This is a genomic window from Enterobacter cloacae complex sp. P18RS (assembly GCF_014982105.1).
Taxonomy (GTDB): domain Bacteria; phylum Pseudomonadota; class Gammaproteobacteria; order Enterobacterales; family Enterobacteriaceae; genus Enterobacter; species Enterobacter hormaechei_C.
Genome location: NZ_JADCKV010000016.1, coordinates 217,320 through 241,867 on the forward strand (window position 1 = coordinate 217,320; position 24,548 = coordinate 241,867).

Sequence of the window (24,548 nt, forward strand, 5' to 3'; positions counted from 1 at the left end):
TTTTTTAACAGTGGTCGCGGTATGAAAAAGACAATTTTTTCGTTAGCACTGGGTACCTTTGGCCTGGGGATGGCTGAGTTTGGCATTATGGGCGTGCTGACCGAGCTGGCTCATGATACGGGCATTTCGATTCCCTCCGCCGGAAATATGATTTCGTTTTACGCTTTTGGCGTGGTGATCGGCGCGCCGATTGTGGCGCTGTTCTCCAGTAAATTTTCGCTGAAAACAACGCTGCTGTTTCTGGTGGCGATGTGCGTCGTCGGTAACGCGCTCTTTACCTTCTCTGACTCATACGTGGGGCTGGCGGCGGGGCGCTTAATCTCTGGTTTCCCGCATGGCGCGATTTTCGGAGTGGGGGCGATAATCCTGTCAAAAATCGCGCCGCCGGGTAAAGTGACGGTCGCTGTGGCCGGGATGATTGCCGGGATGACCGTTGCCAACCTGCTTGGCGTGCCGCTCGGGACGTGGCTGGGACATGAATTTAACTGGCGTTACACCTTCTTTTTGATTGCGGTCTTTGACGCGCTGGTGATCCTGTCTGTTCTGCTGTGGGTGCCTGACATTCACGACACGACAACCACCCGGCTGGCAGAACAATTCCACTTCCTGAAGAAACCGGAACCGTGGCTGATTTTTGCCGCTACGATGTTTGGCAATGCCGGGGTGTTTGCCTGGTTTAGCTTCGTGAAGCCGTTTATGGTCAACGTGTCAGGCTTTTCTGAGGGCGTCATGACCGCGATCATGATGCTGATGGGGCTGGGCATGGTGCTGGGAAATGTCTTCAGCGGCAAGCTGTCGTCACGCTTTAGCCCGCTGCGCATTGCTGCCACCACCGACCTGGTGATTGTGGCTTCGCTGCTGGCGTTGTTTGCCTTTGGCGAGCTTAAAACAGCTTCACTGGTCATGGGATTTGTCTGCTGCGCCGGGCTGTTTGCGCTCTCTGCGCCGCTGCAAATTCTACTGCTGCAAAATGCGAAAGGCGGCGAGATGCTGGGGGCCGCAGGCGGGCAAATGGCGTTTAACCTCGGCAGCGCAATTGGCGCCTATTTCGGTGGATTGATGATTACGCTCGGTTTTAGCTGGAGCTATGTCACGCTGCCGGCCGCGATTTTATCCTTCTCTGCGATGACCTCTCTGCTGATGTATGGTTATTTATGTGCCAAAAAGCGTCAGGCCAACGCAGGTGCGCTGGCCTGATTGCACACTTTGCCCGCTGGTCGCGGGCGCAGAAGAGGACTAAACGAATTTCGCCAGCGGGTCAGCGGCGGCAAAAGCGACCGCTTTGTCTGCTGCTGGCGGGTAAATCAGTTCGTTGGTGATGGCGACTTTGATCTTTTTGCCTTCCTCGCGCACGGATTTAACGCGCTGTTCCCAGCCCTCGGTGTATACCGCGCCCCAGCCACCCAAATCCAGACAGGTGACGTAGTTCACCTGACGGTAAGGGTACGGCTCCAGATTTAACAGGCTGGCCGCCGCGTTGTGTCCGGCGAATTTCCCAAGCTGGATCGCGTGCTGGCAGGTCATCAGCGCCGTGTTGCCCGCATCGTCCGTTTTGGCGTGCGCCATATCACCCGTCGCGTAAACCTCCGGATGCGCAGGAACCTGCAACGTGTCGTTGACGATCAGCCGTCCCTGAGTATCGCGTTCCCCGTCAATTTGCAGGCTGAGGGGGTTAGCTTCTACCCCTGCCGTCCACACTACAGTGGCGCTGGCAATGCGCTCTCCGTTTTTCAGCGTTACGCCGCTGGCATCGATGGCTTCAATTTCACTGTTTAAACGCCATTCAACGCCCAGCGCGTTGCTTGCTTCTTCAATTGTGTTACGCAGCGCCTCGCTATAACGCCCGCCGATGGTTGCACCTCTTTCAACTACGATTACTTTAGTCTTTGTATCAGCGCCGAAGCGAGTCCGGAGTCGGGCAGGAAGTTCCGTTGCCAGTTCGATGCCGGTAAAGCCGCCGCCACACACGACCACGGTATTACGCTCCGGGGTGGAGGGGCGCGAAACCAGCGAATCAAGATGCTGCTCGAATAATCTGGCGGAGTCGAGTTGGTCGATATCAAAGGCGTATTCAGCCAGACCGGCAACAGGAGGACGTTTAGTCTGGCTACCGGTTGCGAGGATCAGACGTTCCCAGGCGACGTCAGCAATCGCGCCGTTTGAATCGCGATACAAAACGGTTTTAGACGAGGTATCAATACGCTGTGCTTCGCCCGCAATAAAGGCGATACCCAGCTCAGCAAATAGTTCGGTCAGCGGCGCGACCATCGACGACACGTTCTCTTCATAAAAGCGTGGGCGAACGCGCAGCTCCGCAACAGGGGCCAGCACGGCAATGCTGAGGCTATTGTTACCCGCAAGAGCAGAAAGGCGCGCGGCGCTGACCGCAGCCCACATACCGGAAAACCCACTACCCACAATTAAAATCTGCTTTTTCATACTCGATCCTTTAGTGCGTCAGGCTGTATGTCTGACATAACTGCCACTATACTTGTCGGAGTTAACTGCGACAACTTCTTTCTGAGTTAAAAATCGTTATAATGCAGCGAACAATGACCCGGAGTGAGCCATGGCGTTTTACAGTTCTGGTGTGGAATATGGCATTCATAGCCTGATGTGTATGGTGGATGCAAAAGGCAATGAACGTGAGATGAGCGTCCGGGAGATGGCGGCCTTGCAGGGCGTGCCGTACGACTATCTTGGAAAAATCTTCACCCGTTTATCACGCGCGGGGCTGGTCATCAGCACCGAAGGCAAAGGGGGAGGCTTCCGGCTGGCGCGTCCGGCAGAGCTGATCAGTGTGCTGGACGTGGCGCATGCCATTGACGGCGAGAAGAATATGTTTGAGTGTCGGGAAGTGCGTCAGCGCCTGGCGGTGTTTGATGAAACGCCACCTGCCTGGGTCTGTGACGGCCCGTGTGGGGTGCGCTCGGTCATGGACAGCGCGCAGCAGCGGATGGAAGAGGAGTTAGGGCGCCATACCATCCTGGATCTGGCGCGGAAGATGTATCGAAAAGCGCCGGACACGTTCCAGATCGAGGTTCAGGAATGGATTTCCGATCGCCGTTCGTCCACGTGAAAAGCCGGGCAGGGCAGAGCCGCTACCCGGCCACCGCGGTTAAGAACGTAAATCAATCACCATACGGCCACGGATCTGGCCCTGTTCCATCTCTTTGAAGATGGCGTTGATATCTTCCAGTGGGCGCATTGTAACTTTCGGTTTCACCTTACCTTCAGCCGCAAACTGGAAGGCTTCGAGCAGATCCTGACGGGTACCCACCAGGGAACCCACTACCTGAATCCCATCCAGGACCAGACGTGGAATATCCATGCTCATCGCTTCCGGCGGCAGGCCTACAGCCACCACGCGGCCTCCGGCGCGAACTGCGTCAACGGCAGAGTTGAAGGCCGCTTTCGCTACCGCCGTCACCACCGCCGCATGTGCACCGCCGGTTTTCTCCTGAATCACTTTTGCCGCATCTTCACTGCGGGAGTTCACGGTTAAGTCTGCGCCCATGCTGGCAGCGAGCTTCAACTGCTCGTCATTCACGTCAATGGCGATAACCTTCGCATTGAAGACATTTTTGGCGTATTGCAGCGCGAGGTTGCCCAGACCGCCCAGGCCATAGATCGCAATCCACTGGCCGGGTTTGATGTCAGAGACTTTTACCGCTTTGTAGGTGGTGACCCCGGCGCAGGTGATGCTGCTGGCCGCCGCAGAGTCCAGTCCGTCCGGAACTTTAACCGCGTAATCCGCGGTTACGATGCACTCTTCCGCCATGCCGCCGTCAACGGAGTAACCCGCGTTTTTCACGTCACGGCACAGCGTTTCGTTGCCGGTATTACAATATTCACAGTGGCCACAGCCTTCGAAAAACCACGCCACGCTTGCACGATCGCCTACTTTTAGCGACGTGACGCCAGGACCAATCTCTTTGACGATACCAATCCCTTCGTGGCCGAGGATCACCCCGGTTTTGTCGCCAAAATCGCCATTCTTAACATGGAGATCGGTATGGCAAACGCCACAGCACTCCATCTTCAGCAGCGCTTCACCATGTTTGAGCGCGCGTAAGGTTTTTTCTGTGACATTAACCTGATGATCCTGAGTGACAACAGCAGCCTTCATGTGTTTCTCCTTTCATGATGAGTATCTGCATAGCAGGTCTGATTACCCATTAAGGATTAATACTTTGGCGATGTAATGCAAGGTAACCGCAACATAATGTCATTATTTGATGCATTTTCGGATTAAGAAAAGGCTGTACCCCTTATAAATTGGGGTGAAAAACACTGGCCCGGCGACGTCACCGCCGGGCTCAGATTTACAGTTGCGCTTCTATCACCTCAATTTCTTTTCGCCATTGCGCCTGTAACTGCGGTTTTTGATGTTTTGGCTTGCGCGCCAAATCTTCTTCCAGCAGCGTTTCCAGGGCAACCAGGCGTTCGAGCAGATCGTCAGACGCTGAAGAGGGTGCCTTCAATGCGTTATTCGATGCCTCAGGTACAACCGGAGCGGTGTCCTCACGCAGACGCTCAAACACCGCCTCCGCATCGTGCCATTCGCTCAGCCTGCCGTCCTCAATCAGCCAGAAGCGGTTACAGCTCTGGCTAATTAACTGACGATCGTGGCTCACCAGCAGCACTCCGCCTTCAAACTGTTGCAGCGTTTCCGCCAGCGCCTCTTTGCCTTCCATGTCCAGGTGGTTGGTCGGTTCATCCAGCATCAGCAGGCTATAACGGGCAAGCGTCAGGCCGACGAACAGCAGGCGCGAACGTTCCCCGCCGCTCAGCGTACTGACGTTTTGCCCGTGACGCGCCCACGGGAACCCGGCACTGATGAGCGCCATTTTACGGGTCTGCGGATCTGGCGCGAAAGGCTCCAGCGCATCAAGCAGCGCCGCATCATCTGGCAACTGGTGCAGCGTCTGGTCGTAGTAGCCGGGTGAGACGCGCCGATGACGCTTAAGCCGCTCGTCCGCGATCTCGTCGCGAAAATGTCGCCAGATAAGCTTCAGCAGCGACGATTTTCCGCAGCCGTTACGACCCACAATCGCCACGCGATCGCCGCTCTTTAGCCGCGCGCTGTTGAGAGTAAACAGGTCTGGCAGACCCGGCGCCGGGGAGACGCCGAGGTGAGTCATTTCCAGCAGGCGGTCGGCGCGAAGCGCGTCCCCGCGCAGGGTTAAGGTCCACGGGCTTCCCGCCGTCAGTTCCGTCTGGGTCTCTTTCAGGCGTTCGACCTGTTTTTCCATCTGCTTAGCCTTACGGGAGAGATCTTCGTTGTCATAGACCTTGCCCCAGGTCGCGAGACGCCGTGCGCTGGCCGTGACGCGGTCGATCTCTTTTTGCTCTGCCTTATGGCGCAACGCATCGCTTTCGTCTTTTGCGTCGAGCGCCAGACGGGCGGCAGTGCAGGGAAGGGCAAAGGCGTGCAGCGTTTTATCGCGCAGGATCCAGCTGCCGTTGGTTACCGCGTCCAGCAGTTGCCTGTCGTGTGAGACCAGCACAAAGCTGCCGGACCAGTTTTGTAGAAACTGCTCCAGCCACAGCAGGGTCGGCAGGTCAAGGTGGTTGCTCGGTTCGTCCAGAAGCAGCAGATCCGGATCGCTTATCAACGCTCGTGCCAGCAGCAACCGCGTATGCTGGCCGCCGCTCAGCGTGGCGGAGGTTAACGCCGTTTCCTGCGTCGTGAAGCCCATTCCGGACAGCAGCGTCTCGGCTTTCCAGCGCAAACTGTCGCGCTCACCGATCGGCAGCTGCGCCAGCACCGCATCCAGCATGGTCAGGGGATAAAGGGCCTCCGGCAGATGTTGTTCCACGCGCGCCAGCAGGCAATGCCCCGCCAGTGAAACGGTTCCGGCAGCAGGGGACTGCGTCCCGTCGAGGATTTTCAGCAGCGTACTTTTTCCGCAGCCGTTATCACCCAGCAGGCCGATGCGATCGCCTTTTTTCAACGTAAAGGAGAGAGAGTCGAAGAGCGTGCCGAACGCTGTATCAACGCGTAAAGAATGTGCAGTGAGTAAAGTGCTCATTGTTGCTTACCCAGGAGTTACAGGCATGTTTATGCCTCGTCAAACATCGCTGACGATAACTCAGTAAGCCCGAGAGAAGGGATTTCAGGGGTTGGTGTCTTCGCTCAAGCGGAAGTTATCGCAGCACGATACCGATAACGCTTGAGCTGGTGCGATCACCAAATGTATGTGAAACATTGAAAATTTCACAGTACAGCATAATTGGCCTCCTTATATATTCAGTAGGTTAATGGATGAAGGGAGTGTAGCGGGGGAAAATGGGTTTGGCTAGTGGGAGGTGCCGTATATGCCCCTCACCCAGCCCTCTCCCCTTTGGGGAGAGGGCTGGGTGAGGGGCAATGCTTAAATAGAAGTACGACGATAGCTACGGTATTCCGGCATCCAGAAGTTATCGTCAATCGCCTGCTGCAACGCATCGGCAGAGGTTTTCACCGCGACGCCTTGCTGCTGCGCCATTTTGCCTACCGCGAAGGCAATTGCGCGGGACACTTTATGAATGTCTTTCAGCTCCGGCAGTACCAGGCCTTCACCGTTATTCACCAGCGGTGAGTGACCTGCCAGCGTTTCGCTCGCGGACATCAGCATTTCGTCGGTGATGCGTGACGCACCGGAGGCGATAACCCCCAGACCAATACCCGGGAAGATATAGGAGTTATTGCACTGTGCGATGGGATAGAGTTTGTCCTTCCACAGCACCGGATCAAACGGGCTGCCGGTCGCGACCAGTGCCTTACCTTCTGTCCAGGCGATAATATCCTGCGGCGTTGCCTCCACGCGTGAAGTCGGGTTAGACAGCGGCATCACGATAGGGCGTTCGCAGTGCTTGTGCATCTCGCGAATAATCTCTTCCGTGAAGAGGCCGGTCTGCCCGGATACGCCGATCAGAATGTCCGGCTTCACGTTGCGCACCACGTCAAGAAGCGAGAGCACTTCGTTATCCGTATCCCAGTTTTTCAGGTTTTCACGCTTCTGCACCAGTTTGGTCTGGAACGGGAGCAGGTTTGGCATACCGTCGGTCAGCAGGCCAAAACGGTCCACCATAAAGACGCGGGAGCGAGCCAGCTCTTCGCTTAAGCCTTCGCGCTGGGTCTGGGCAATAATTTGCTCGGCGATGCCGCAGCCCGCGGAGCCTGCACCCAGGAAGACAATTTTCTGATAGCTGAGCTGGCTGCCTGCCGCACGGCTCGCGGCAATCAGCGTCCCCACGGTCACTGCCGCAGTGCCCTGAATGTCATCGTTGAACGAGCAGATCTCATCGCGGTAGCGGTTCAGCAGCGGCATGGCGTTTTTCTGTGCGAAGTCTTCGAACTGCAACAGCACGTCCGGCCAGCGGTGCTTCACGGCCTGGATGAAATCATCAACAAACTGATAGTACTCGTCGTCGGTAATGCGCGGGTGACGCCAGCCCATGTACAGCGGATCGTTCAGCAGTTGCTGGTTGTTGGTCCCCACGTCCAGCACCACCGGCAGGGTGTAGGCCGGGCTGATCCCACCGCAGGCGGTATACAGCGAGAGCTTACCGATGGGGATCCCCATCCCACCAATGCCCTGGTCGCCAAGGCCCAGAATACGTTCGCCATCGGTTACCACGATCACCTTGATGTTGTGATTAGGCACGTTTTGCAGAATGTCGTCCATGTTGTGACGGTTCTGATAGGAGATGAACACGCCGCGGGAACGTCGGTAGATCTCTGAGAAGCGTTCACACGCCGCGCCGACGGTTGGGGTGTAAATGACGGGCATCATCTCTTCGAGATGGTTCTGCACCAGGCGGTAGAAGAGGGTTTCGTTGGTGTCCTGGATATTACGCAGGTAGATGTGCTTATCGATTTCGGTTTTAAAGCCCTGATACTGGATCCAGGCGCGTTCCGCCTGTTCTTCAATGGTTTCAACCACTTCAGGCAGAAGACCCAGCAGGTTAAAGCTGCTGCGCTCTTCCATGCTAAAGGCGCTGCCTTTGTTCAGAAGGGGAAACTCCAGTAAAACCGGACCGGCGTAAGGAATATAAAGGGAACGATGTTTTTTCAGTTTGTTGTCCATGTCACTCACTCTTTTTAAGAAGATCCGTCCCTGACACTGCTGTTTGTCATCTTTCTGGCCTGTGCTACGGGGTGCGGTCGGGCGGTATTATAAAGGAGCTAAATATTAATTACCGCAACACATAAACAAAAACACCACCGGGGTAACCGATGGTGTTGTGGATTTCGTACTGGAACTTACTTGCCTGCCTGACGTTTCCTGCCGGTGGCGTGGGTCACTTGCGTTTCGCTCCCCTCTTCAATAACCACTTTGCGCTGGTTAGAGAGTTTGTAGTTCAGTCCCAGAATGTGGCGTGCCTGACGGTTCGATTTCATATTAACTCCTCAATCCCGTTGATAGTTTTAAGGACAAGTTTGCTCACGCAAACGAAATGTAACCCCTTAGGTTGCAGATCCAGCTTAGCAGGTTTTTACAAAGGTGCATTTTGCCCGCTGACCACATAGTTGATGGTTTGCTGGTAGATGTCACTGAGGATGTCATTGTCTGTGGCTTCCACCCACCTGGTCAGTTCCATCAAAATGTCATCTTCGGTAACAACACCGTGCTCCGCCTGAAGACCCTGCGCAATCGCGTTAACGAGTTCGGGTTGTGCTGCTGTGGTATGTGCCGGGTAATAAGTAAACATGCTGCCTCCGTGTCGTTGTCTGTTTAATGTTACGGCGTGCAAAATCGTAATTCGCATTCAGATTGGCAAATATTTTCGCCGTTGTGGTTCAGATTCGTCCTGGAAATAAAAATATCATCTCCCGTAGCACAGAAATAAAATTCAGGGTTTCCAGCGGCGTAAATTTGTCGTTTTTTCATAAGGCATGGGCGTTGGCCAGGAAATCAATTCTACAATGCTGCCCCAGGGGGTTTGCCCATAGCAGAAAGCATTACCTTCACCTTGCTCATCCGGAAACGTGAGCGGCTTTGGCGCGGTAAACATCTCCCCGCCAGCAGCGGTGAAAGCGGCTATCGCCTTATCAAAATCATCAACATAAACAGCAAAATGCTGGAGGCCAAAGTCGCTGGCGCGGGCGGGCATTCCCTGTTCAGGGCCATGCATTTCGAAAAGTTCTATGCCGGGTCCGTGGGGCATGACGAGCATGCGAATGGCGTGAATTTTTGTGCCGGGAAATAATTTTAAGGTGTGCTGCTGGGCGGGCTGATCAATATTATCGGTTTGCGCATCGACAGAATGATATAAAACCTGGGCGTCGAAAGCGCGTTCAAAAAATAGGGTGGCTTTTTCAATGTCGGGCACCGTAATACCGATATGGTCGATGCCCCTTACTGACGATGGCATAGTTAACTCCTGCTATAAAAAATTTAAATATAGCAGGAGATAATCAGGCTATTACCACTTCATTTCGCCGGTATTCACTTTGGCACTCAGTTCCAGCGAACTGGCTTCCGCCAGATTCGGCCACTGTTTTTTCATTGTGTTGATGACGCCGGTTGACGCTTTATCTGCCGTGAGGGCCTGTTCAAACTGCTGTAGATAGCGACGGGTAAAGTCGATAGCGCCGGTACCTGCTGGCGGTGTCCCCAGGTAGTGGCCCGGAATAACGTGTTCGGGCTTAAGGGCTGCCATGCTATCCAGCGTCTGCTGCCACTGTTTGCGGCTTTCCGGCGTTTGGGTATCTGCCGTCCAGACGTGAATGCCCCATGAGACGCCCGTGCCGCCGAGGATGGTTTTTGCGGATGGGATCCAGACATACGCCGCATAGCTCTCAGGCTCTTCAATATTCACTCTCTCACCGTCAATCATAAAGGTGGTTGAGGCAAGCACTTGCGGCACGTAGAGCTGCGTCGGCGCGCCGTCTTTCATCTGTGGCCCCCAGAAGGCGAGCTTCGCGTCTTTTGTGGCCTTGATATGGTCCACCACCTGTTGCGTGGCGACAACTTTGGCATTAGGGAAGGCTTTCACCAGCGGTTGCAGGCCGAAATAGAAATCCGGATCGCCGGAAGTGATCACGATTTTGTTCAGCGTTTTACCGCTGTGGCGAATTTTTTCTACCAGCGCTTCGCCATCTTTCACGCTGAACTGGGCGTCAAACAGTACCGCCTCTTTCGGGCCAGACACCAGGGTGGAAGAAACGGCAAAAATGCCTTTTTCCTGCGGGTTGTACGTATCAACGGTCAACGGCGCGGCAAAGACGGCCGGAGTGAAAAGGGTTGTCAGCAAAGCAAGGCGGGCGATGGTCATGGTCATCTCTCTGTTCTTCAGGAAAGTCTCTATTGTACGGATCTCTTCATTTGCCAGAATTCCTGAAACAGGAGATGCTTAGTTTCATAAATCGAGCAAATGGAGGTCAAAATGGATCGCGTTATTGCCGCCCAGGTGTACAACCGCATCTGTGAGCTGGGGAGTTTAAGCGCGGCGGCGCGGGAGCTGGGGATCTCCCGTCCGATGGTGAGCCGTTATCTGGAGCAGATGGAGAAGTGGGCCGGGGCGCGGCTGGTGAACCGCTCCACCCGCAAGCTGACGCTGACGGCGGCGGGAGAGAAGGTCCTGCAAAAGACGCGTACGCTCTCGCAAATTTCTCAGGAAATTGAAGATCAGTCAGTGAAGGATTTACCCTCAGGTACGCTTCGCGTCGCCTGCGCGCATTTCACCGCGATGCAGATTATCGCTCCGGTGCTGCCCGATCTGTTGCAGCGTTACCCTCAGCTGCGCATTGAGCTGGATGTTAATAACCATCCGGTAAGCCTGGTGGGCGAGCGAATTGACGTGGCGATCCGCATCACCGATAACCCCGAACCGGGCATGATCGCCCGCCGACTGGGAGAGTGTCGGTCCGTACTTTGCGCTTCGCCGCACTACCTTGCCAGCCGGGGCGTTCCAGAGCAGCTGGAGGACTTAGCACGGCACAACTGCCTGCATTACAGCTTTTTTGCCGGTCAGTCGTGGCGTTTTTTGACGCCCGAAGGGGAGCCGATCACGACGGCGGTCAGCGGCAATCTCAGCGCCAGCATCTCGTCACTGCTGATGGAGGCGGCGATAAACCACTGTGGTATTGCCATGCTGCCCGAGCGCGAGGCCGACGCGGCGCTAAGGCAGGGCAGCCTGGTGCCGGTGCTCAGCGCCTTTACGCCAAAACCGATCGGTATTTTTGGTATTTATCAGTCGCGAGACTATCAGCCTGCGGCGCAGCGTGTGTTCCTCGACGCGCTGGCAAACCACCTTGCCACGCGCTCGGACTAATCTGTCTTCCCTGCAAAATGGATTATGCGTCCTATACTTATCCCTTTGTAAGCCAAAAGGAGAGCAAGAATGACGATTCATAAGCACGGTTCAGCACACTGGTCTGGCGACATCAAACGCGGCAAAGGGACGGTCTCAACAGAAAGTGGCGTCCTTAACCAGCAACCTTACGGCTTTAACACCCGCTTCGAGGGCGAAAAAGGGACCAACCCGGAAGAGCTGATTGGCGCAGCGCACGCGGCCTGTTTCTCTATGGCCCTGTCGCTAATGTTGGGCGAAGCGGGTTATACCGCCGATTCCATCGATACCACGGCGGATGTCTCGCTGGATAAAACCGACAGTGGTTTTGCCATCAGCAAAGTGGCGCTGCAAAGCAAGGTGACGGTACCGGGTATCGATCCTCAGCAGTTCGACGGCATTATTCAGAAAGCGAAGGCGGGTTGTCCGGTGTCGCAGCTGTTGAAAGCCGAAATCACGCTGGATTACAAACTGAACTGATATCAGGCCGGGCAAATGCCCGGCTAACCTTTCACCGACGCAGGGAAGACCTCGGCAAGCCACGCAATAAACACTCTCAGGCGATGTGTTAAATGCCGACTCTGTGGATAGACCACGTGAAAAGGATACGCCTTAGGACGCCAGTCGCTCAGGATCTCTACCAGCGCGCCCGTTTCCAGATGCGCTCTCGCAGCATAGCCAAACGTCTGAATAATCCCTAAACCCGCCAGCGCCGCGGCCAGGTGTGCGTTGCTTTCATTGACTCCAAGATGGTGCGGAACGCTGATCTCCAGCGGTTCACCCCGATCGAGGAACCGAAACGGGAATGCGCGTCCGGTAACGGGGGAAAGGTAGCTAATCAGCTTATGGCCGTTGCGCAGCTCCTGCGGATAGGCAGGGATGCCGTGAGTCTTAAGATAGCCCGGCGTCGCGCAGGCTATCATCCGGGCGTCACCGATATGCCGGGCGATAAGTGAAGAGTCATCCAGCGGGCCGCCGCGGATCACGCAGTCTACGTTTCCACTGATTAAGTCTACCGGACGGTCGGCTACCCCCAGGTTGATGCGCAGGTCCGGGTAGCGCTGAAAAAAATCCGGCAGCAGGGGGATCAACACGTCCCGGGCGGTTGACCCCCCCACGTCGATACGCAAATGGCCTTTAGGCGTGCAGCACGATGCGCGAAAGGCGGTATCAATGTCCTCTATATCGATTAATACCCGCAGCGCTTTCTCGTAGTATTCCATGCCTTCTGCCGTCGTGACCACCCGACGCGTAGTACGATGCAGCAGCCGTGTTTCCAGGTGCGCTTCAAGTGATTTTACCAGCTTACTCAGCGTAGCTATCGGCATGTTCAGGGAGTCTGCCGCTCGGGTAAAGCTTCCGGATTCAACCACCCGCGTAAAGGCGCGCATTGCCATTAGATGATCCACACAGATCTCCTCTGATTATTTCCTGCTGTGAAAATTCATTTTCATTTTTGCCCGTTTATCACGAATCCCGCAAGATCTAAAGTCTGCCTGACGCGGGCAAACGCTCCTCTTTTACATCACAACAGAAGGTTATGAGTATGAATACAATGCTTGCAGGAAAAATCGCTCTGGTGACCGGCGGCAGCACCGGTATTGGTCTCGCAACGGCACAGGAGCTGGCGGCGCAGGGAGCGAAGGTCTATATCACCGGACGTCGTCAGGCCGAACTGGATGCCGCGCGGGCAGACATTGGCGCGGCGGCGGAAGCTATCCGCGCGGACGTCTCCAGAATGGCCGATCTGGATGCGGTTTACGCGCAGATTGCTAAAGAAGAAGGACGACTCGATATTCTGTTCGCCAACGCCGGGGGCGGCGACATGCTGCCGCTGGGCGCCATCACCGAGGAGCAGTTTGACCGGATTTTTGCCACCAACGTGCGCGGCGTGCTGTTTACCGTCCAGAAAGCGCTGCCGCTGCTCTCCTCTGGTTCATCCATTATCATCACCGGATCGACGGTTTCAATTAAGGGGACGGCGAATTTTAGCGTCTACAGCGCCAGTAAAGCCGCCGTGCGTAACTTTGCCCGCTCCTGGGCGCTGGACTTACAGGGCCGCGGGATACGCGTCAACGTCGTCAGCCCTGGCCCCGTGAAAACGCCCGGTCTTGGCGATCTGGTTCCCGAAGAACAGCGTCAGGGATTATACGATGCGCTGGCGGCCCAGGTGCCGCTGGGTCGCCTGGGCGCGCCGGGCGAAGTCGGAAAAGCCGTGGCGTTTCTGGCGTCCGATGCCGCCAGCTTTATAAACGCCACGGAGCTGTTTGTCGATGGCGGGATGGCGCAAATCTAGCGGTTACGCCAGCAGCGTACGCTTCGGTCTCCGGCTGCGGGCTGAAGCGGCTGCGGCCGTTCGCATCCTTCAGCTGCCAGCGGGCAGCGGTCGCGGAAGTAGCAGCCATCGGGCAGGCGGCGATTACCGGGGAGATCGGTTTTGCGTAATGCCAGATCTTCGTCCAGCGGTTCTCCGGTACGGGGAACGGAGTCAAGCAGCAGCTGCGTATACGGATGCCGTGGCTTGCCCAGCACCTGGTCCGCCGGACCCAGCTCCACGATCTGCCCCAGATACATTACCGCCACCCGGTCGCTCATGTGACGGACCACCGAGACGTTGTGCGAGATCAGCACGTAGGTCAGATTTCGCTGCTGTTGCAGGGCAACCAGCAAATTGAGGATCTGCGCCTGGACGGAAATATCCAGCGCGCTGGTAGGTTCATCCAGCACGATGATGTCCGGATCCGAAGAGAGCGCCCGGGCAATAGCGATGCGCTGGCGCTGTCCGCCTGAAAACGCATGCGGCAGGCGGTCAAGATATTCCGCCCGAATGCCCACCTGCTGCGCCAGCGTCTCAGCCAGTTGACGACGCTCCCGTTCGCTGCGGCGTTGCTGTATCCACACCGGCTCGGTGATGATGCGCCAGACGGGTAAACGCGGATCGAGGGACGAGAGCGGGTCCTGAAATACCATCTGCATACCGCCTGCCGCATTCGCGCGCTGACAGGCACCGGTACTCGGTTTGAGCATGCCCATCAGCAGCTGCGCCAGCGTGCTCTTTCCACAGCCGGATTCCCCCACAACGCCCAGCGTTTCGCCGCGATGGATCCGGAGATCCATGCCGTTGAGGGCGTGTACCTGCTCCGTCACACGCCCCAGCCAGTTTTTGCGCGCAGGAAAATTCACATGCACGCTATCCAGTTCCAGCAGTACCTCAGACATGGCGTCTCTCCTGTTGTGGGTACCAGCAGGCAGCCTGCTGGCCTTCTGCGCCCGTGGAAATTAAGCGCGGCGTTTCGCTGCATTTCGCTCCGGCAGCAAAACAGCGCTCGCGAAAAGCACATCCGCGCGGGAGGTGGCTGAGGTTAGGCACCGTGCCGGGAATGGCCGGGAGGATCTCGCGCGGTTCACCATTTTCCGGGGCACACCGCAGCAGGCCAATCGAATAGGGATGCACAGGATGGTGGATCAAGGTCTGCGTGCTGCCGCTTTCGATCACGCTGCCCGCGTACATAACGTACATCCGGTCACAAAGCTGCGACACCACCGCCATATCGTGACTGATAAACAGCACCGACGTCCCGCTGGCGCGCGCTTTGTGTTTCAGCAGACGCAGCACCTGACGCTGAACGGTCACGTCCAGCGCGGTGGTCGGCTCATCGGCAATGATCAGCTCCGGCTCGCAGGAGAAGGCAAGGGCGATCATCACCCGCTGGCGCATGCCGCCGGAAAGCTCAAACGGATAGCGATCCATCACCTGTGCCGCATCCGGGATTTGCATCTCGCCCAGCAGGGCGATCGCCTTCTGCTGCGCGTCGCGGCGGGAAAGCGACTGATGCTGGCGGATCACCTCCACCATTTGCCTGCCAATCCGGCGCGTGGGGTTGAGCGCCGTCATCGGCTCCTGAAAAATCATCGCCACCCTGGCGCCGCGCCACTGACGAAGCTGTTTTTCCGACGCGTTCAGGACATCTTCACCGAGCAGCGTGACCCGTCCATGGTGAATATGGTAACTGCCTTCCGGCAGCAGGCGCATCGCCAGCATCGCGGTAACCGATTTTCCCGAGCCGGATTCGCCCACCACGCCGACAATTTCACCCCGGCCAATCTCCAGCGAAACGTGGTTGAGCGCGTGGACGTCACCGCGAAAAATGGGGAAGCTCAGGTGCAAATCTTCAATCGATAATACGGAATCACTCATGACTGCTTCCCTCCTGATTTGGGATCCAGCAGGTCGCGAAGACCATCGCCAAACAGATTAAACCCAACTGCCGTGATCAGAATTGCCGCCCCCGGAAACGCGCAGTACCACCACTGGTCAAGCACGTAGTTACGCCCTACGGCCACCATCGCGCCCCATTCGGCGGTGGGTTGCTGCGCGCCTAATCCAATAAAGCCCAGCGTGGCGGCCATCAGAATGGCGCTGCCGATATCCAGCGACGCCTGTACGATCAGCGGCGGCAGGGCGTTACGCAGGATATGCCAGCTGATCAGGTGCCAGCGCGACGCGCCAAAGGTGCGGGCGGCCTGCACGTAGGTGAACTGGCGCACCACCAGCGTTTGCCCGCGTGCCAGCCGCACGTAAAACGGAATGCGTACAATCGCAATCGCCAGCATCGCGTTAAACAGGCTTGGGCCGAGCGCGGCGGCCAGCGCCATCGTCAGCACCAGCGAGGGGATGGAGAGCATAATGTCCATGATACGCATAATGATGGCGTCGCCGCGTCCGCCGAGTACGCCGGACAAACAGCCGAGCAGAGAACCGATGCCGCCCGCAATCACCACCACCGCCAGCCCCGCCGTGATGGACTGCTGGCTGCCCACCAGCACGCGGCTGAACAGATCCCGGCCCACCTCATCGGTGCCAAACCAGTGCTGGGCTGATGGCGCCTGCAATCGCGCGGTCAGATCCAGCGCGTTCGGATCGTGCGGGACTATCCACGGCGAGACCACCATCATCAGCAGCATCACGATCATAATCACCCCACCGATCAGCGTGAGCGGGCTTTTGCGTAACATCCAGAACAGCTTTGCCCAGTTGATGCGCTGTTTGGCGGTGCTGACGGGGACGGGCGTTTCCTGAGTTAACATCATTCGGCACCTCCGCGCCCGATTCGCGGGTCGATCCACAGATACAGCAGATCCACCACCAGATTGACGAAGACATAGGCCAGCGATACCACGACCGCGAAGCCCATGACGGCAGGGAAGTCCAGCGCCTGAATGGAGGTCACCACCCAGGCTCCCATTCCCGGCCAGGCAAACACGGTTTCGGTAAGGACTGCCCCATACAGCAGATCGCCCAGCGCCAGCCCGAGCACGGTAATGGAGGGGATCATGGCGTTGGGTAAGGCGTAGCGCAGCACGATGTACCAGCCCGGCAACCCGCTCGCGCGGGCGGTACGAATATAATCCTCGCTCAGTTGCTCCAGCATCGCGGAACGCACCTGACGCGCCACAATACCCAGATGCACAAAGGCCAGGGTCAGGGAGGGTAGAATCAGGTGCTGTAGGGCGTTGAAAAACACCTCGCCGTTGCCTTCCAGCAGGGCGTCCAGCAGATAAAAGCCGGTAACGTGGGCAGGCGGATCGAGCCAGTCGTCCAGCCTGCCGCCGCCGGGCAGAATTTGCAGTTGCCCGTAGAACAGAACGATTACCCCCAGTCCCAGCCAGAAGGCAGGCGTCGAGATGCCCGTCATCGCCATCAGTCGCACCAGGTGATCCAGCCAGCGGTTACGGTACACCGCCGATAAAATGCCCAGCGGTACGCCAATCACCAGCGCCAGCAGCAAAGAGCAGAAGGCCAGCTCCAGCGTGGCGGGGAAAAAGGCTTTCAAATCTTCCGCAACGGGGCGACCGGTGCGAATGGAGGTGCCCAGATCGCCGTGCGCCAGCGCCTCTACATAGCGGCCAAACTGAATATAGAGTGGTTGATCCAGCCCCAGCTGCTGGCGGATGCCCTGCACGATTTCATCGCTGGCGCGGTCACCGGCCAGCAGGCGGGCCGGATCGCCGGGGATCAGGTGTGAAATAATAAAAGTAATAATACAGACACCGGCCACCACCAGGATTAACCCCCAGCAGCGCTGGCGCACGATGCTCCAGAACGTCATACACTTCCCCCCGGCGTGGGCCGTTACTTACTCATGGTGGCGATGTTAAAGACCTGCTCAAGCATCGGATTAAAGGTGAAGCCTTTGACCTCTTTGTTCATCGCCAGCTGGTAGTTCTTCTGGAACAGATAAACGTAAGCCGCCTCGTCAATCACCACTTTCTGCGCCTGCTGGTAATCTTTGGTGCGTTCCGCCTGATCGGTGGTTTTCAGTGCCGCCTGCAACAATGCATCGACCTCTTTGTTCTCATAGAATGAGCGGTTACCCGGCAGCCCTTTTTTGTCCGATTCGAACCAGTAGTTCATGAACATGTACGGGTCAGCGAAGTCCGGGCTCCAGTTACCAATCGCAATGTCATAATCACCTTTGCCGACGCGGTCGCGCATGGTGGCGTTCGCCAGTTTCTCGAGCTTGACGTTAATCCCCAGCTTGCCCAGGCTCGCCTGCGTGGAGAGGGCGATAGGCTCCCAGTTCGGGTCGTTATCGGAGTAGAGGAACGTCAGGCTGGCCGGTTTATCGTTGACTTTCTCCAGCGCCGCTTTGGCCTTAGCCTCGTCAAAGCTGTACTGCATGGCGTTCGCATCGAAGCCCCACATGCCCTCCGGGATCGGGCCGCGCATCTGCTTGCCGTTCCCGCTGAGAATGCCTTTCACCATCCCCTGATAATCGGTGGCCCAGGAGACCGCGCGGCGCAAATCCACCTGATTCATCGGAGGCTTACTGTTGTTCAGATAGAGGTAGGTCACCCGCAGGGACGGGTATTCCGCCACGGCCACTTTGCCTTCCTGCTTCAGAGCAGCAAGCTGATCCACCGGCAGGGCGTCGGCGATATCCAGATCGCCACGGGAAAGTTGCAGGCGACGCGAGGCGCTTTCACCGATAATCTTCACCGAGACGCGCTTGAAGTGCGGCTTTTCACCCGGCCAGTGTGGGTTGGGCACCATCACCAGCTGCTGACCTTTCCGCCAGCTTTTCAGCATAAACGGTCCGGAACCCGCGGTGTTTTGCGCCAGGAAACCGCGCGCGTCGTCGGCGGCATTGGCTTTCAGCACCGCCGGGTTGACGATCGACGCGCCGTCATTGGCCAGCGTGTAGAGGAACGGGGCGAACGGCTGGCTGAGGGTGAATTTCACCGTATGCTCATCCACCGCGTCCACTTTCAAATCTTTCGGGAACGCTTCGGAAGGTCCCTGATTAATTTTCAGCAGACGTTCAAACGACAGCTTGACCGCTTCGGCGGTCACCGGCGTGCCGTCGGAGAATTTTGCATTATCTGCCAGGGTGAACGTCCACTCTTTCTGGTCGTCAGACGCCTTCCAGCCCGTCGACAGATCGCCTTCCACCTCCGTGGTGCCAGGCTTGTATTTCACCAGACGCTGGTACGAGGGGTAGGTCACCGTCCAGTCGTTGTTATCGATAGTGACCGCCGGATCCAGCGTTTGCGGATCGGCAGCTTTCCCAATCACCAGCATATCTTTTGGCACCGCCGCCAGCGCGAGAGGGGCGCTCAGGGCGAGCGTAGCGGCAATCAGGGTTGTAAGCAGCGTAGTTTTCATGGCCGGGCTCCAGAATTAGAGTGAGTGTGTGGTCGGATAACAGGCGAACTGGTCATCTAACAGCGGGTAGCTGGCGGCGTTCGGCAGTTCGAAATGCCACCACTCGCTGCTGATGCCCACAAAACCGCCGCCGTACATCACGGCGTTCAGGAGCAGACGATTTCGCTGCGCCTCGGGCGGAACGGAAGGGTGCCAGGCATGAGAACGGTCGTGCATTTCGTCAAACCCGGCGCCCATATCCAGCACGTTGTCGTGTTCATCCATCAGCGTGACGTCAATGGCGGTGCCCCGGCTGTGGTTAGAGCCAATTGCGACATCCACCACGTATTCCGGATTGGGGCAGGCATCCCAGAGTTGCGACTGCGCCTGCTGGGGGCGGTAGGCGTCGTAAACCACCAGCTTCAGACCGGCCAGCGCGGCGATGCTGATCGCTTTCGCCAGCGCGGTGGCGGCATCCGTATGCAACAGGCACGCGGCGTGCTGGTAGATCGGGCGGCCAGTGATGTTATCGGCGGTCGCGTATTTCAGATCGATATGCAGCGTGGGGAAGGTTTTCGCCACATCAATCAGTTGACTCTCTTCAGGCATAGCTCCGCTCCTTTAGCGTTCAAATTGACCAAACTCTTGCTGTAGTTGTCGGTTGATTGCCAGACGTTCCGGCAGCGCATCGCCCAGCGCCTCCACAACGCCCGACAGCAGCAGGTTGAAGAGACAGCTCACCGGCGCCAGCGAATCCCAGAAATGGCCGGTATCGGTCTTCACCTGGAGTAAATCAATCGGATAATCCCGAGCCCACGGGCACCAGATATCGGTGATCAGCGCCATCGCCAGGCCTTTTTCGCTCGCCACGCGGCAGTACTGGCGGGCAATGGCGGAGTAGGCGCGGGTATCCGTCAGCACGATATACGGGTTCGCAAAGCCGGAGTTAAGCGACTCCACCCAGCTACCGGAGAGCCCTTCGGAATAGCTCACCCGCGGGCGCAGATACTCCAGATGGCTGAAGAATGCATTGGCGATCCCGCGCGTGGACTGGATCCCCAGCACGAAAACGGCGTCGGCATGGGTAAGTTGCTGGACCACCTGCCTGAACGTTTCGCTTTGCGCCAGCTGGTAAACATGGGCAATGGCGTCCACCTCCAGCGACAGGGAGTGCTGAAGGCGATCCGACAGCGGCTGTTGCTGCTTCCAGGAGTCGAGACGCTCGTTAATGCCCCAGGGCTGGTGGGGATTGCGCAGGCTTTTTTTGGCGTCGTCCAGGTTGCGATAGCCCAGCTTGCGCAGAAAGCGTCCGACGGTGATCCCGCTGGTTGCCGTGGCCAGCGCCACGCTCTCTGCCGTTTCAAAGGGGATCTGCCCGACGTGCGCCAGCATCCAGCTTGCCACCCGTTTTTCGCTCGGGGTGAGCTGGCTAAAGGTCGCTTCGATACGGCTCAACACCTCAGGTTTGGTCGTCATACCGCCTCGCTGTTAACTGGCTGTCAAAGTCCGGGTTTCTGTTACCGGATTAACAATGCAGGACGCGTGCCATGTTCACATTGCGGCGAAAACGCGCTGTGCAGCAAAGTTAATGCAATATTTGTTTAACAGATGCTCAACATTTGTGCAGCGTAGTTCACTTTTGGTGCAGTGTCCGGCACGAGCGGTATCTATTTGGTGAATACGTCAGCCTCTTCACATTTTTTGGTAAGATGAACGCTCTGTGGATAAGGGAGGGAGCCTCACATGGCTAATTTGCCCTGGCGGGTCAGCGTGCGCCTGATGGCTCTCGCAAAAAAAATAGCGATGGTCATCGGGATCATTGTGCTCGTGCTGCTGGCGGTGCGGGTTTATCTTTCGCAGCAGGGGCCGGCTCTGCATCACTGGCACACCTGGCGGGCTGACGAAATGTCCGTGCAGGAGATGGATAACGCGACCTTCGCAGCGTATGTCGCGCGGGAAAACGCCATCTTCACCGCTCTCGACGCTGAGGTGACGGCGAATGTCACACCCGCAGAGCGCACGCCGCTGAACCGTTATTACCGCCAGAGTCTGGTGTGGCCAGGACACTTTTCCCCGGATGCAAATCGGTCGTTCGTGCTGATGCCTGCCGGAAAGCCGCGCGGGGCGGTGGTATTGCTGCACGGTCTGACGGACTCGCCCTACAGCGTCAGGCATCTGGCAGAGAATTATCAACAGCACGGCTTTGTGGCCGTAGTGCCTCGTTTGCCCGGACACGGCACGGCGCCGGGTGCCCTGACAGACGTTGACTGGGAGGCGTGGCTGGCCGCATCGCGCCTTGCGGTTCGTGAAGCGACACGCCTGACGGGGAACGATCTCCCCCTGCATCTGGTGGGCTACTCCAACGGCGGGGCGCTGGCGATGAAATACGCCCTCGACGCTCTTGATGCGCCTGAACTGCGTAAACCTCAGCAGATCGTTTTGCTCTCACCGATGATTGGCGTCACGGCGTTTGCGCGCTTTGCCGGATTCGCCGGGCTACCGGCTATGTTACCGGCGTTTGCCAAAGCCGCGTGGCTCAACATTTCGCCGGAATATAATCCTTATAAATACAATTCGTTCCCGGTGAATGCAGCACGTCAGTCCTGGCTGCTTACCCAGGCGCTGCATGAGCAGATAAACCGCGATGTTCATGATCACAAACTGGCGCAGCTTCCGCCGGTGCTGGCGTTTCAGTCGGTCATGGATTCAACGGTCAGTACCCGCGCCGTGGTTAGCGGGCTGTTTGACCAGCTTCCGGCAAACGGCAGCGAACTGGTAGTTTTTGATATCAACCAGGCCGGGAGTTTCCGTCCACTGTTCAGGCCATCATCCTGGACGGCGGTGGCTGACCTGCTGCCCGAGGCAAAAAGGCGTTACAGTGTCACAATTGTGACCAATGCCAGCCCCGACAGGTTTGATATGGTGGCAAAGACAACGCCAGCGGGTAGCACCCGGGAAACGGTGATGCCGCTGTCTGTCGCGTATCCGCAGGAGGTTTATTCCCTGTCGCATGTTGCTATTCCGTTCCCGCCTGATGACGATCTGTATGGCCGCTATCCTGAGGTGAAAAACCACTACGGTATCAGCCTGGGGACGATAGCCCTGTGGGGAGAAACATCGGTTCTGAGCGTCGGCAAAGATGCGCTGATGCGGGTGACGTCGAATCCGTTCTACGATTATATGCAGACGCGGATCGACAGCCGTATCGGGGAGAATTAAGCCCGACGTGGAATAGATTAGGTCACACCGGGGAACTGTGTTAAACAGTACCGTTCAGGCATATACCCCATACCGGACCCCGTTTCTGTGCTGACAACTCTTATTTATCGAAGCCAGCTGAGCTTAACCTGCACCTCCGCAGCGTTAAGCGCGCTGGTTGAACAGGCCAGGATCCGTAATACGGAGCAGGGCATCTCAAGCATTCTTCTCTCCCGTGGACGTGACGTTCTGCAAATTCTCGAAGGCACGGAACAGCGCGTCGTCGCGCTTTTTAACACCATCCGTGCGGATGACCGGCATACCGGCGTGGTGGAGCTGATGCGCGATTACGGCCCGCGCAGACGTTTCGAAGACGTGGGAATGCTGCTGTTTGACCTGGACGTTCAGACCCCGAAAGCGGTTCTGGCGTCGGTTCTGCATTACAGCAAGCTGGAAAGCTATCTGACTTCTGAGGATCGGGTCTTCAAATTTATTCAGACCTTTATCACCGGCAAAACCGCTATCCCACCCGCTTCGGACTATGAGCCTGATAAATGGACGCTTTCGCGAGAGCGCGCGCCGTTTGGTAAAGGGTTAGGTCTGCTGGCGGGACAGCCCTGCCAGTTTGCGCTGCAACCCATTGTCGAGCCGTCCGAAGGCAAAATCAGTTCTCTCGAAGCGCTTATACGCGGAAACGACGGCGGCAGCCCGGAGCATTTCTTCCGTAGTCTCGATCGTGAACAGATTTACGAAGTCGACCTGCAAACCAAAGCCTGGACCTTTGCGCTGGCGCAAAAGCTCGGCATCGGCAGCCACAAACTGGCGGTGAACCTGCTGCCAATGTCGCTGGTTAACGTGCCGGGCTCGGTAGAGTTCCTGGTAACGCAGATCAAAAAGCACAATCTACAGCCTGAGCAGGTGGTCATTGAAGTCACTGAGAGCGAGATGATTTCCGGCTTCAACCAGTTTAACAGCGCCATTAAACAGCTGCGCGCGGAAGGGGTTGGGCTGGCGATAGATGATTTTGGTTCCGGCTATGCTGGTCTTTCACTGCTCACGCGGTTTCAGCCGGATAAGCTCAAAATCGACAGAGAGATCGTCAGCGATATCCACCTGAGCGGGCCCAAGCAGGCGATTGTGAAGTCGATAATCAGCTGCTGCACCGATCTGGAGATTACGCTGGTCGCAGAAGGCATTGAGAAGATAGAAGAGTGGTGCTGGCTTGAATCCGTCGGTATTCGCCGCTTCCAGGGCTTTTTGTTCGCCCGCCCGCAGCTCAATGGCGTAGGTGATATCCATTGGCCCCATCGGGTGGGTTAAGCAAATTTTCCCTCGCCATATTTCCCCGACACCTTGCCTGTGCTTAAATAGCTAAACCGGTTTAACATGATTTAGCTAAGAAGGTGATATGGAGACGATCTGGGTACTTGGCGATGCCGTGGTGGATCTGTTGCCCGACGGAGAGGGCAAACTGCTGCAATGTCCTGGCGGCGCACCGGCCAATGTCGCGGTAGGGGTTGCGCGTCTGGGCGGCAGAAGCGCCTTTATAGGCCGGGTGGGCGACGACCCCTTCGGGCGTTTTATGCAAAAAACGCTTGCGGATGAGCAGGTTAATACAGAATGGCTGCGCCTGGACCCGCAGCATCGCACCTCCACGGTGGTGGTGGATCTCGATAACGACGGTGAACGTTCCTTTACCTTTATGGTTCGCCCGAGCGCTGATTTATTCCTCGACTCTGCCGATCTCCCGCCATTCCGCGCCGGGGAGTGGCTGCACGTCTGCTCTATCGCGCTCAGCGCCGAACCCAGCCGTTCCGCGACGTTTCAGGCGATGTCCGCTATCAGACTGGCGGGGGGATTTGTCAGCTTTGACCCCAATATCCGCGCCGATCTCTGGCATGATGAAGTCGAGCTGCGTCAGTGTCTTGAGCGGGCATTAGCCTGTGCAGATGTGGTGAAAATTTCGTTGGAAGAGCTGGCGTTCTTAACCGGAAATGCGCAGGTCCATGAGGGGCTGGCGGCGCTGATGCGCACCTGTCCGGCCAGGCTGGTGCTGGTGACGCAGGGAAAAGAGGGCGTAACCGCCTGGCAGAAAGGCGCGTTGACGCACTATCCTGCATCACCCGTGGAATGCATTGATACCACCGGCGCGGGGGATGCTTTCGTCGCCGGGCTGCTGTTCGGTCTGGCTCGTGATGGCCAGGCCCGTCTTTCAGAGGTCATCACGCTGGCGCAGCGCTGTGGGGCGCTGGCGACAACCGCAAAAGGGGCAATGACCGCGCTGCCTTATCATCACGAACTGTAATTCACCTCTCCAGGCCACCGGTCGGCGGCCTGAATTGTCGCCTCGATCACACTTACTAAAACGGTTTAGCAAAAAACGTTGCCGATCCAAAATTCAACGGTTTAGTATCATCAGCCT

General features: G+C 57.2%; 24 protein-coding genes. 8 read left to right on the forward strand and 16 right to left on the reverse strand.

Annotation, left to right across the window (positions count from 1 at the left end):
* Nucleotides 1–21: 21 nt before the first annotated feature.
* Complete coding sequence (gene araJ / locus INF61_RS13185; protein ID WP_017693387.1) at nucleotides 22–1,197, forward strand: MFS transporter AraJ; 1,176 nt, start codon at nucleotides 22–24, stop codon at nucleotides 1,195–1,197.
* Between the two features lie 39 nt (nucleotides 1,198–1,236).
* Here araJ and INF61_RS13190 read toward each other — a convergent pair whose 3' ends face one another.
* On the reverse strand, nucleotides 1,237–2,439 hold the full coding sequence (locus tag INF61_RS13190; protein ID WP_193547816.1) for an NAD(P)/FAD-dependent oxidoreductase: 1,203 nt from the start codon (nucleotides 2,437–2,439) through the stop codon (nucleotides 1,237–1,239).
* 130 nt (nucleotides 2,440–2,569) lie between these two features.
* On the opposite strand from INF61_RS13190, the gene INF61_RS13195 reads away from it, so the two are divergent.
* On the forward strand, nucleotides 2,570–3,079 hold the full coding sequence (locus INF61_RS13195) for an Rrf2 family transcriptional regulator (RefSeq protein WP_015570482.1): 510 nt from the start codon (nucleotides 2,570–2,572) through the stop codon (nucleotides 3,077–3,079).
* Between the two features lie 39 nt (nucleotides 3,080–3,118).
* Here INF61_RS13195 and adhP read toward each other — a convergent pair whose 3' ends face one another.
* The 7 genes from adhP to INF61_RS13230 form a co-directional block, all read right to left on the reverse strand.
* A complete protein-coding gene (gene adhP / locus INF61_RS13200; protein ID WP_193547817.1) occupies nucleotides 3,119–4,129 on the reverse strand; it encodes an alcohol dehydrogenase AdhP in 1,011 nt (336 codons plus the stop codon).
* A gap of 196 nt (nucleotides 4,130–4,325) precedes the next feature.
* The gene (locus tag INF61_RS13205) at nucleotides 4,326–6,035 is read right to left on the reverse strand and encodes an ABC-F family ATP-binding cassette domain-containing protein (protein WP_193547818.1); all 1,710 of its coding nucleotides are present in this window, start codon (nucleotides 6,033–6,035) and stop codon (nucleotides 4,326–4,328) included.
* A 342-nt stretch (nucleotides 6,036–6,377) separates the two neighbouring features.
* The gene (locus INF61_RS13210) at nucleotides 6,378–8,075 is read right to left on the reverse strand and encodes an NAD-dependent malic enzyme (RefSeq protein ID WP_006810704.1); all 1,698 of its coding nucleotides are present in this window, start codon (nucleotides 8,073–8,075) and stop codon (nucleotides 6,378–6,380) included.
* A 176-nt stretch (nucleotides 8,076–8,251) separates the two neighbouring features.
* Nucleotides 8,252–8,389, reverse strand: coding sequence for a stationary-phase-induced ribosome-associated protein (gene sra / locus INF61_RS13215; RefSeq protein ID WP_000841561.1), 138 nt, complete (start codon nucleotides 8,387–8,389; stop codon nucleotides 8,252–8,254).
* Nucleotides 8,390–8,484: 95 nt separating this feature from the next.
* The gene (gene bdm, locus INF61_RS13220) at nucleotides 8,485–8,700 is read right to left on the reverse strand and encodes a biofilm-dependent modulation protein (protein WP_015570485.1); all 216 of its coding nucleotides are present in this window, start codon (nucleotides 8,698–8,700) and stop codon (nucleotides 8,485–8,487) included.
* A 141-nt stretch (nucleotides 8,701–8,841) separates the two neighbouring features.
* Complete coding sequence (locus INF61_RS13225; protein WP_017693390.1) at nucleotides 8,842–9,363, reverse strand: VOC family protein; 522 nt, start codon at nucleotides 9,361–9,363, stop codon at nucleotides 8,842–8,844.
* 51 nt (nucleotides 9,364–9,414) lie between these two features.
* The gene (locus INF61_RS13230) at nucleotides 9,415–10,266 is read right to left on the reverse strand and encodes a Vmh family MBL fold metallo-hydrolase (protein ID WP_023296660.1); all 852 of its coding nucleotides are present in this window, start codon (nucleotides 10,264–10,266) and stop codon (nucleotides 9,415–9,417) included.
* Between the two features lie 111 nt (nucleotides 10,267–10,377).
* On the opposite strand from INF61_RS13230, the gene INF61_RS13235 reads away from it, so the two are divergent.
* Complete coding sequence (locus tag INF61_RS13235) at nucleotides 10,378–11,265, forward strand: LysR family transcriptional regulator (protein WP_255510063.1); 888 nt, start codon at nucleotides 10,378–10,380, stop codon at nucleotides 11,263–11,265.
* 69 nt (nucleotides 11,266–11,334) lie between these two features.
* Complete coding sequence (locus tag INF61_RS13240) at nucleotides 11,335–11,763, forward strand: OsmC family protein (protein WP_003857069.1); 429 nt, start codon at nucleotides 11,335–11,337, stop codon at nucleotides 11,761–11,763.
* Between the two features lie 23 nt (nucleotides 11,764–11,786).
* Here the strand turns inward: INF61_RS13240 and INF61_RS13245 are convergent, their stop codons facing one another.
* Nucleotides 11,787–12,692, reverse strand: a complete 906-nt coding sequence (locus tag INF61_RS13245) for a LysR family transcriptional regulator (protein WP_193547820.1) — start codon at nucleotides 12,690–12,692, stop codon at nucleotides 11,787–11,789.
* A gap of 137 nt (nucleotides 12,693–12,829) precedes the next feature.
* Here INF61_RS13245 and INF61_RS13250 point away from each other — a divergent pair, with 137 nt between their 5' ends.
* Nucleotides 12,830–13,579 (forward strand): SDR family oxidoreductase, encoded by a 750-nt coding sequence (locus tag INF61_RS13250; protein WP_193547821.1) that lies wholly within the window; start codon nucleotides 12,830–12,832, stop codon nucleotides 13,577–13,579.
* Here INF61_RS13250 and INF61_RS13255 read toward each other — a convergent pair.
* The 7 genes from INF61_RS13255 to INF61_RS13285 are packed head-to-tail and all read right to left on the reverse strand — an operon-like array spanning nucleotide 13,576 to nucleotide 20,404.
* On the reverse strand, nucleotides 13,576–14,502 hold the full coding sequence (locus tag INF61_RS13255; RefSeq protein WP_015570491.1) for an ABC transporter ATP-binding protein: 927 nt from the start codon (nucleotides 14,500–14,502) through the stop codon (nucleotides 13,576–13,578). The genes INF61_RS13250 and INF61_RS13255 overlap by 4 nt on opposite strands.
* Nucleotides 14,495–15,481 carry an ABC transporter ATP-binding protein gene (locus tag INF61_RS13260; RefSeq protein WP_032671167.1) on the reverse strand — a complete coding sequence of 329 codons (987 nt, stop codon included), beginning with the start codon at nucleotides 15,479–15,481 and terminating at the stop codon, nucleotides 14,495–14,497. Before INF61_RS13260 ends, INF61_RS13255 begins: the two co-directional genes overlap by 8 nt.
* Entirely contained in the window at nucleotides 15,478–16,374 is an 897-nt protein-coding gene (ddpC, locus tag INF61_RS13265) for a D,D-dipeptide ABC transporter permease (protein WP_006810694.1), read from the reverse strand. The genes INF61_RS13260 and ddpC overlap by 4 nt, the downstream gene beginning before the upstream one ends.
* A complete protein-coding gene (locus INF61_RS13270) occupies nucleotides 16,371–17,393 on the reverse strand; it encodes an ABC transporter permease (protein WP_003857077.1) in 1,023 nt (340 codons plus the stop codon). Before INF61_RS13270 ends, ddpC begins: the two co-directional genes overlap by 4 nt.
* A gap of 23 nt (nucleotides 17,394–17,416) precedes the next feature.
* Nucleotides 17,417–18,949: an ABC transporter substrate-binding protein gene (locus tag INF61_RS13275; RefSeq protein WP_003857078.1), complete on the reverse strand. Its 1,533-nt coding sequence runs from the start codon at nucleotides 18,947–18,949 to the stop codon at nucleotides 17,417–17,419.
* Between the two features lie 15 nt (nucleotides 18,950–18,964).
* Entirely contained in the window at nucleotides 18,965–19,537 is a 573-nt protein-coding gene (gene ddpX / locus INF61_RS13280; protein ID WP_017382319.1) for a D-alanyl-D-alanine dipeptidase, read from the reverse strand.
* Between the two features lie 12 nt (nucleotides 19,538–19,549).
* Nucleotides 19,550–20,404, reverse strand: coding sequence for a MurR/RpiR family transcriptional regulator (locus INF61_RS13285; protein WP_047719541.1), 855 nt, complete (start codon nucleotides 20,402–20,404; stop codon nucleotides 19,550–19,552).
* A 267-nt stretch (nucleotides 20,405–20,671) separates the two neighbouring features.
* Between INF61_RS13285 and INF61_RS13290 the strand changes: the two genes are divergently transcribed.
* The 3 genes from INF61_RS13290 (at nucleotide 20,672) to INF61_RS13300 (ending at nucleotide 24,431) form a co-directional block, all read left to right on the forward strand.
* Nucleotides 20,672–22,147: a carboxylesterase gene (locus INF61_RS13290; protein ID WP_128771612.1), complete on the forward strand. Its 1,476-nt coding sequence runs from the start codon at nucleotides 20,672–20,674 to the stop codon at nucleotides 22,145–22,147.
* 87 nt (nucleotides 22,148–22,234) lie between these two features.
* The gene (locus INF61_RS13295; protein WP_193547822.1) at nucleotides 22,235–23,446 is read left to right on the forward strand and encodes a diguanylate phosphodiesterase; all 1,212 of its coding nucleotides are present in this window, start codon (nucleotides 22,235–22,237) and stop codon (nucleotides 23,444–23,446) included.
* An 88-nt stretch (nucleotides 23,447–23,534) separates the two neighbouring features.
* On the forward strand, nucleotides 23,535–24,431 hold the full coding sequence (locus tag INF61_RS13300) for an aminoimidazole riboside kinase (protein WP_058689401.1): 897 nt from the start codon (nucleotides 23,535–23,537) through the stop codon (nucleotides 24,429–24,431).
* The last annotated feature ends 117 nt before the right edge of the window (nucleotides 24,432–24,548 follow it).

What these genes read in the sequence shown, in the direction of transcription:
- INF61_RS13300 (WP_058689401.1), top strand. Translation starts at nt 23,535, where the DNA reads ATGGAGACGATCTGGGTACTTGGCGATGCCGTGGTGGATCTGTTGCCC.
- INF61_RS13255 (WP_015570491.1), bottom strand. Translation starts at nt 14,502, where the DNA reads ATGTCTGAGGTACTGCTGGAACTGGATAGCGTGCATGTGAATTTTCCT.
- INF61_RS13195 (WP_015570482.1), top strand. Translation starts at nt 2,570, where the DNA reads ATGGCGTTTTACAGTTCTGGTGTGGAATATGGCATTCATAGCCTGATG.
- INF61_RS13285 (WP_047719541.1), bottom strand. Translation starts at nt 20,404, where the DNA reads ATGACGACCAAACCTGAGGTGTTGAGCCGTATCGAAGCGACCTTTAGC.
- INF61_RS13225 (WP_017693390.1), bottom strand. Translation starts at nt 9,363, where the DNA reads ATGCCATCGTCAGTAAGGGGCATCGACCATATCGGTATTACGGTGCCC.
- INF61_RS13190 (WP_193547816.1), bottom strand. Translation starts at nt 2,439, where the DNA reads ATGAAAAAGCAGATTTTAATTGTGGGTAGTGGGTTTTCCGGTATGTGG.
- INF61_RS13270 (WP_003857077.1), bottom strand. Translation starts at nt 17,393, where the DNA reads ATGACGTTCTGGAGCATCGTGCGCCAGCGCTGCTGGGGGTTAATCCTG.
- INF61_RS13205 (WP_193547818.1), bottom strand. Translation starts at nt 6,035, where the DNA reads ATGAGCACTTTACTCACTGCACATTCTTTACGCGTTGATACAGCGTTC.
- adhP (WP_193547817.1), bottom strand. Translation starts at nt 4,129, where the DNA reads ATGAAGGCTGCTGTTGTCACTCAGGATCATCAGGTTAATGTCACAGAA.
- araJ (WP_017693387.1), top strand. Translation starts at nt 22, where the DNA reads ATGAAAAAGACAATTTTTTCGTTAGCACTGGGTACCTTTGGCCTGGGG.
- sra (WP_000841561.1), bottom strand. Translation starts at nt 8,389, where the DNA reads ATGAAATCGAACCGTCAGGCACGCCACATTCTGGGACTGAACTACAAA.
- INF61_RS13240 (WP_003857069.1), top strand. Translation starts at nt 11,335, where the DNA reads ATGACGATTCATAAGCACGGTTCAGCACACTGGTCTGGCGACATCAAA.
- ddpX (WP_017382319.1), bottom strand. Translation starts at nt 19,537, where the DNA reads ATGCCTGAAGAGAGTCAACTGATTGATGTGGCGAAAACCTTCCCCACG.
- bdm (WP_015570485.1), bottom strand. Translation starts at nt 8,700, where the DNA reads ATGTTTACTTATTACCCGGCACATACCACAGCAGCACAACCCGAACTC.
- INF61_RS13275 (WP_003857078.1), bottom strand. Translation starts at nt 18,949, where the DNA reads ATGAAAACTACGCTGCTTACAACCCTGATTGCCGCTACGCTCGCCCTG.
- INF61_RS13210 (WP_006810704.1), bottom strand. Translation starts at nt 8,075, where the DNA reads ATGGACAACAAACTGAAAAAACATCGTTCCCTTTATATTCCTTACGCC.
- INF61_RS13230 (WP_023296660.1), bottom strand. Translation starts at nt 10,266, where the DNA reads ATGACCATCGCCCGCCTTGCTTTGCTGACAACCCTTTTCACTCCGGCC.
- INF61_RS13290 (WP_128771612.1), top strand. Translation starts at nt 20,672, where the DNA reads ATGGCTAATTTGCCCTGGCGGGTCAGCGTGCGCCTGATGGCTCTCGCA.
- ddpC (WP_006810694.1), bottom strand. Translation starts at nt 16,374, where the DNA reads ATGATGTTAACTCAGGAAACGCCCGTCCCCGTCAGCACCGCCAAACAG.
- INF61_RS13260 (WP_032671167.1), bottom strand. Translation starts at nt 15,481, where the DNA reads ATGAGTGATTCCGTATTATCGATTGAAGATTTGCACCTGAGCTTCCCC.
- INF61_RS13235 (WP_255510063.1), top strand. Translation starts at nt 10,378, where the DNA reads ATGGATCGCGTTATTGCCGCCCAGGTGTACAACCGCATCTGTGAGCTG.
- INF61_RS13250 (WP_193547821.1), top strand. Translation starts at nt 12,830, where the DNA reads ATGAATACAATGCTTGCAGGAAAAATCGCTCTGGTGACCGGCGGCAGC.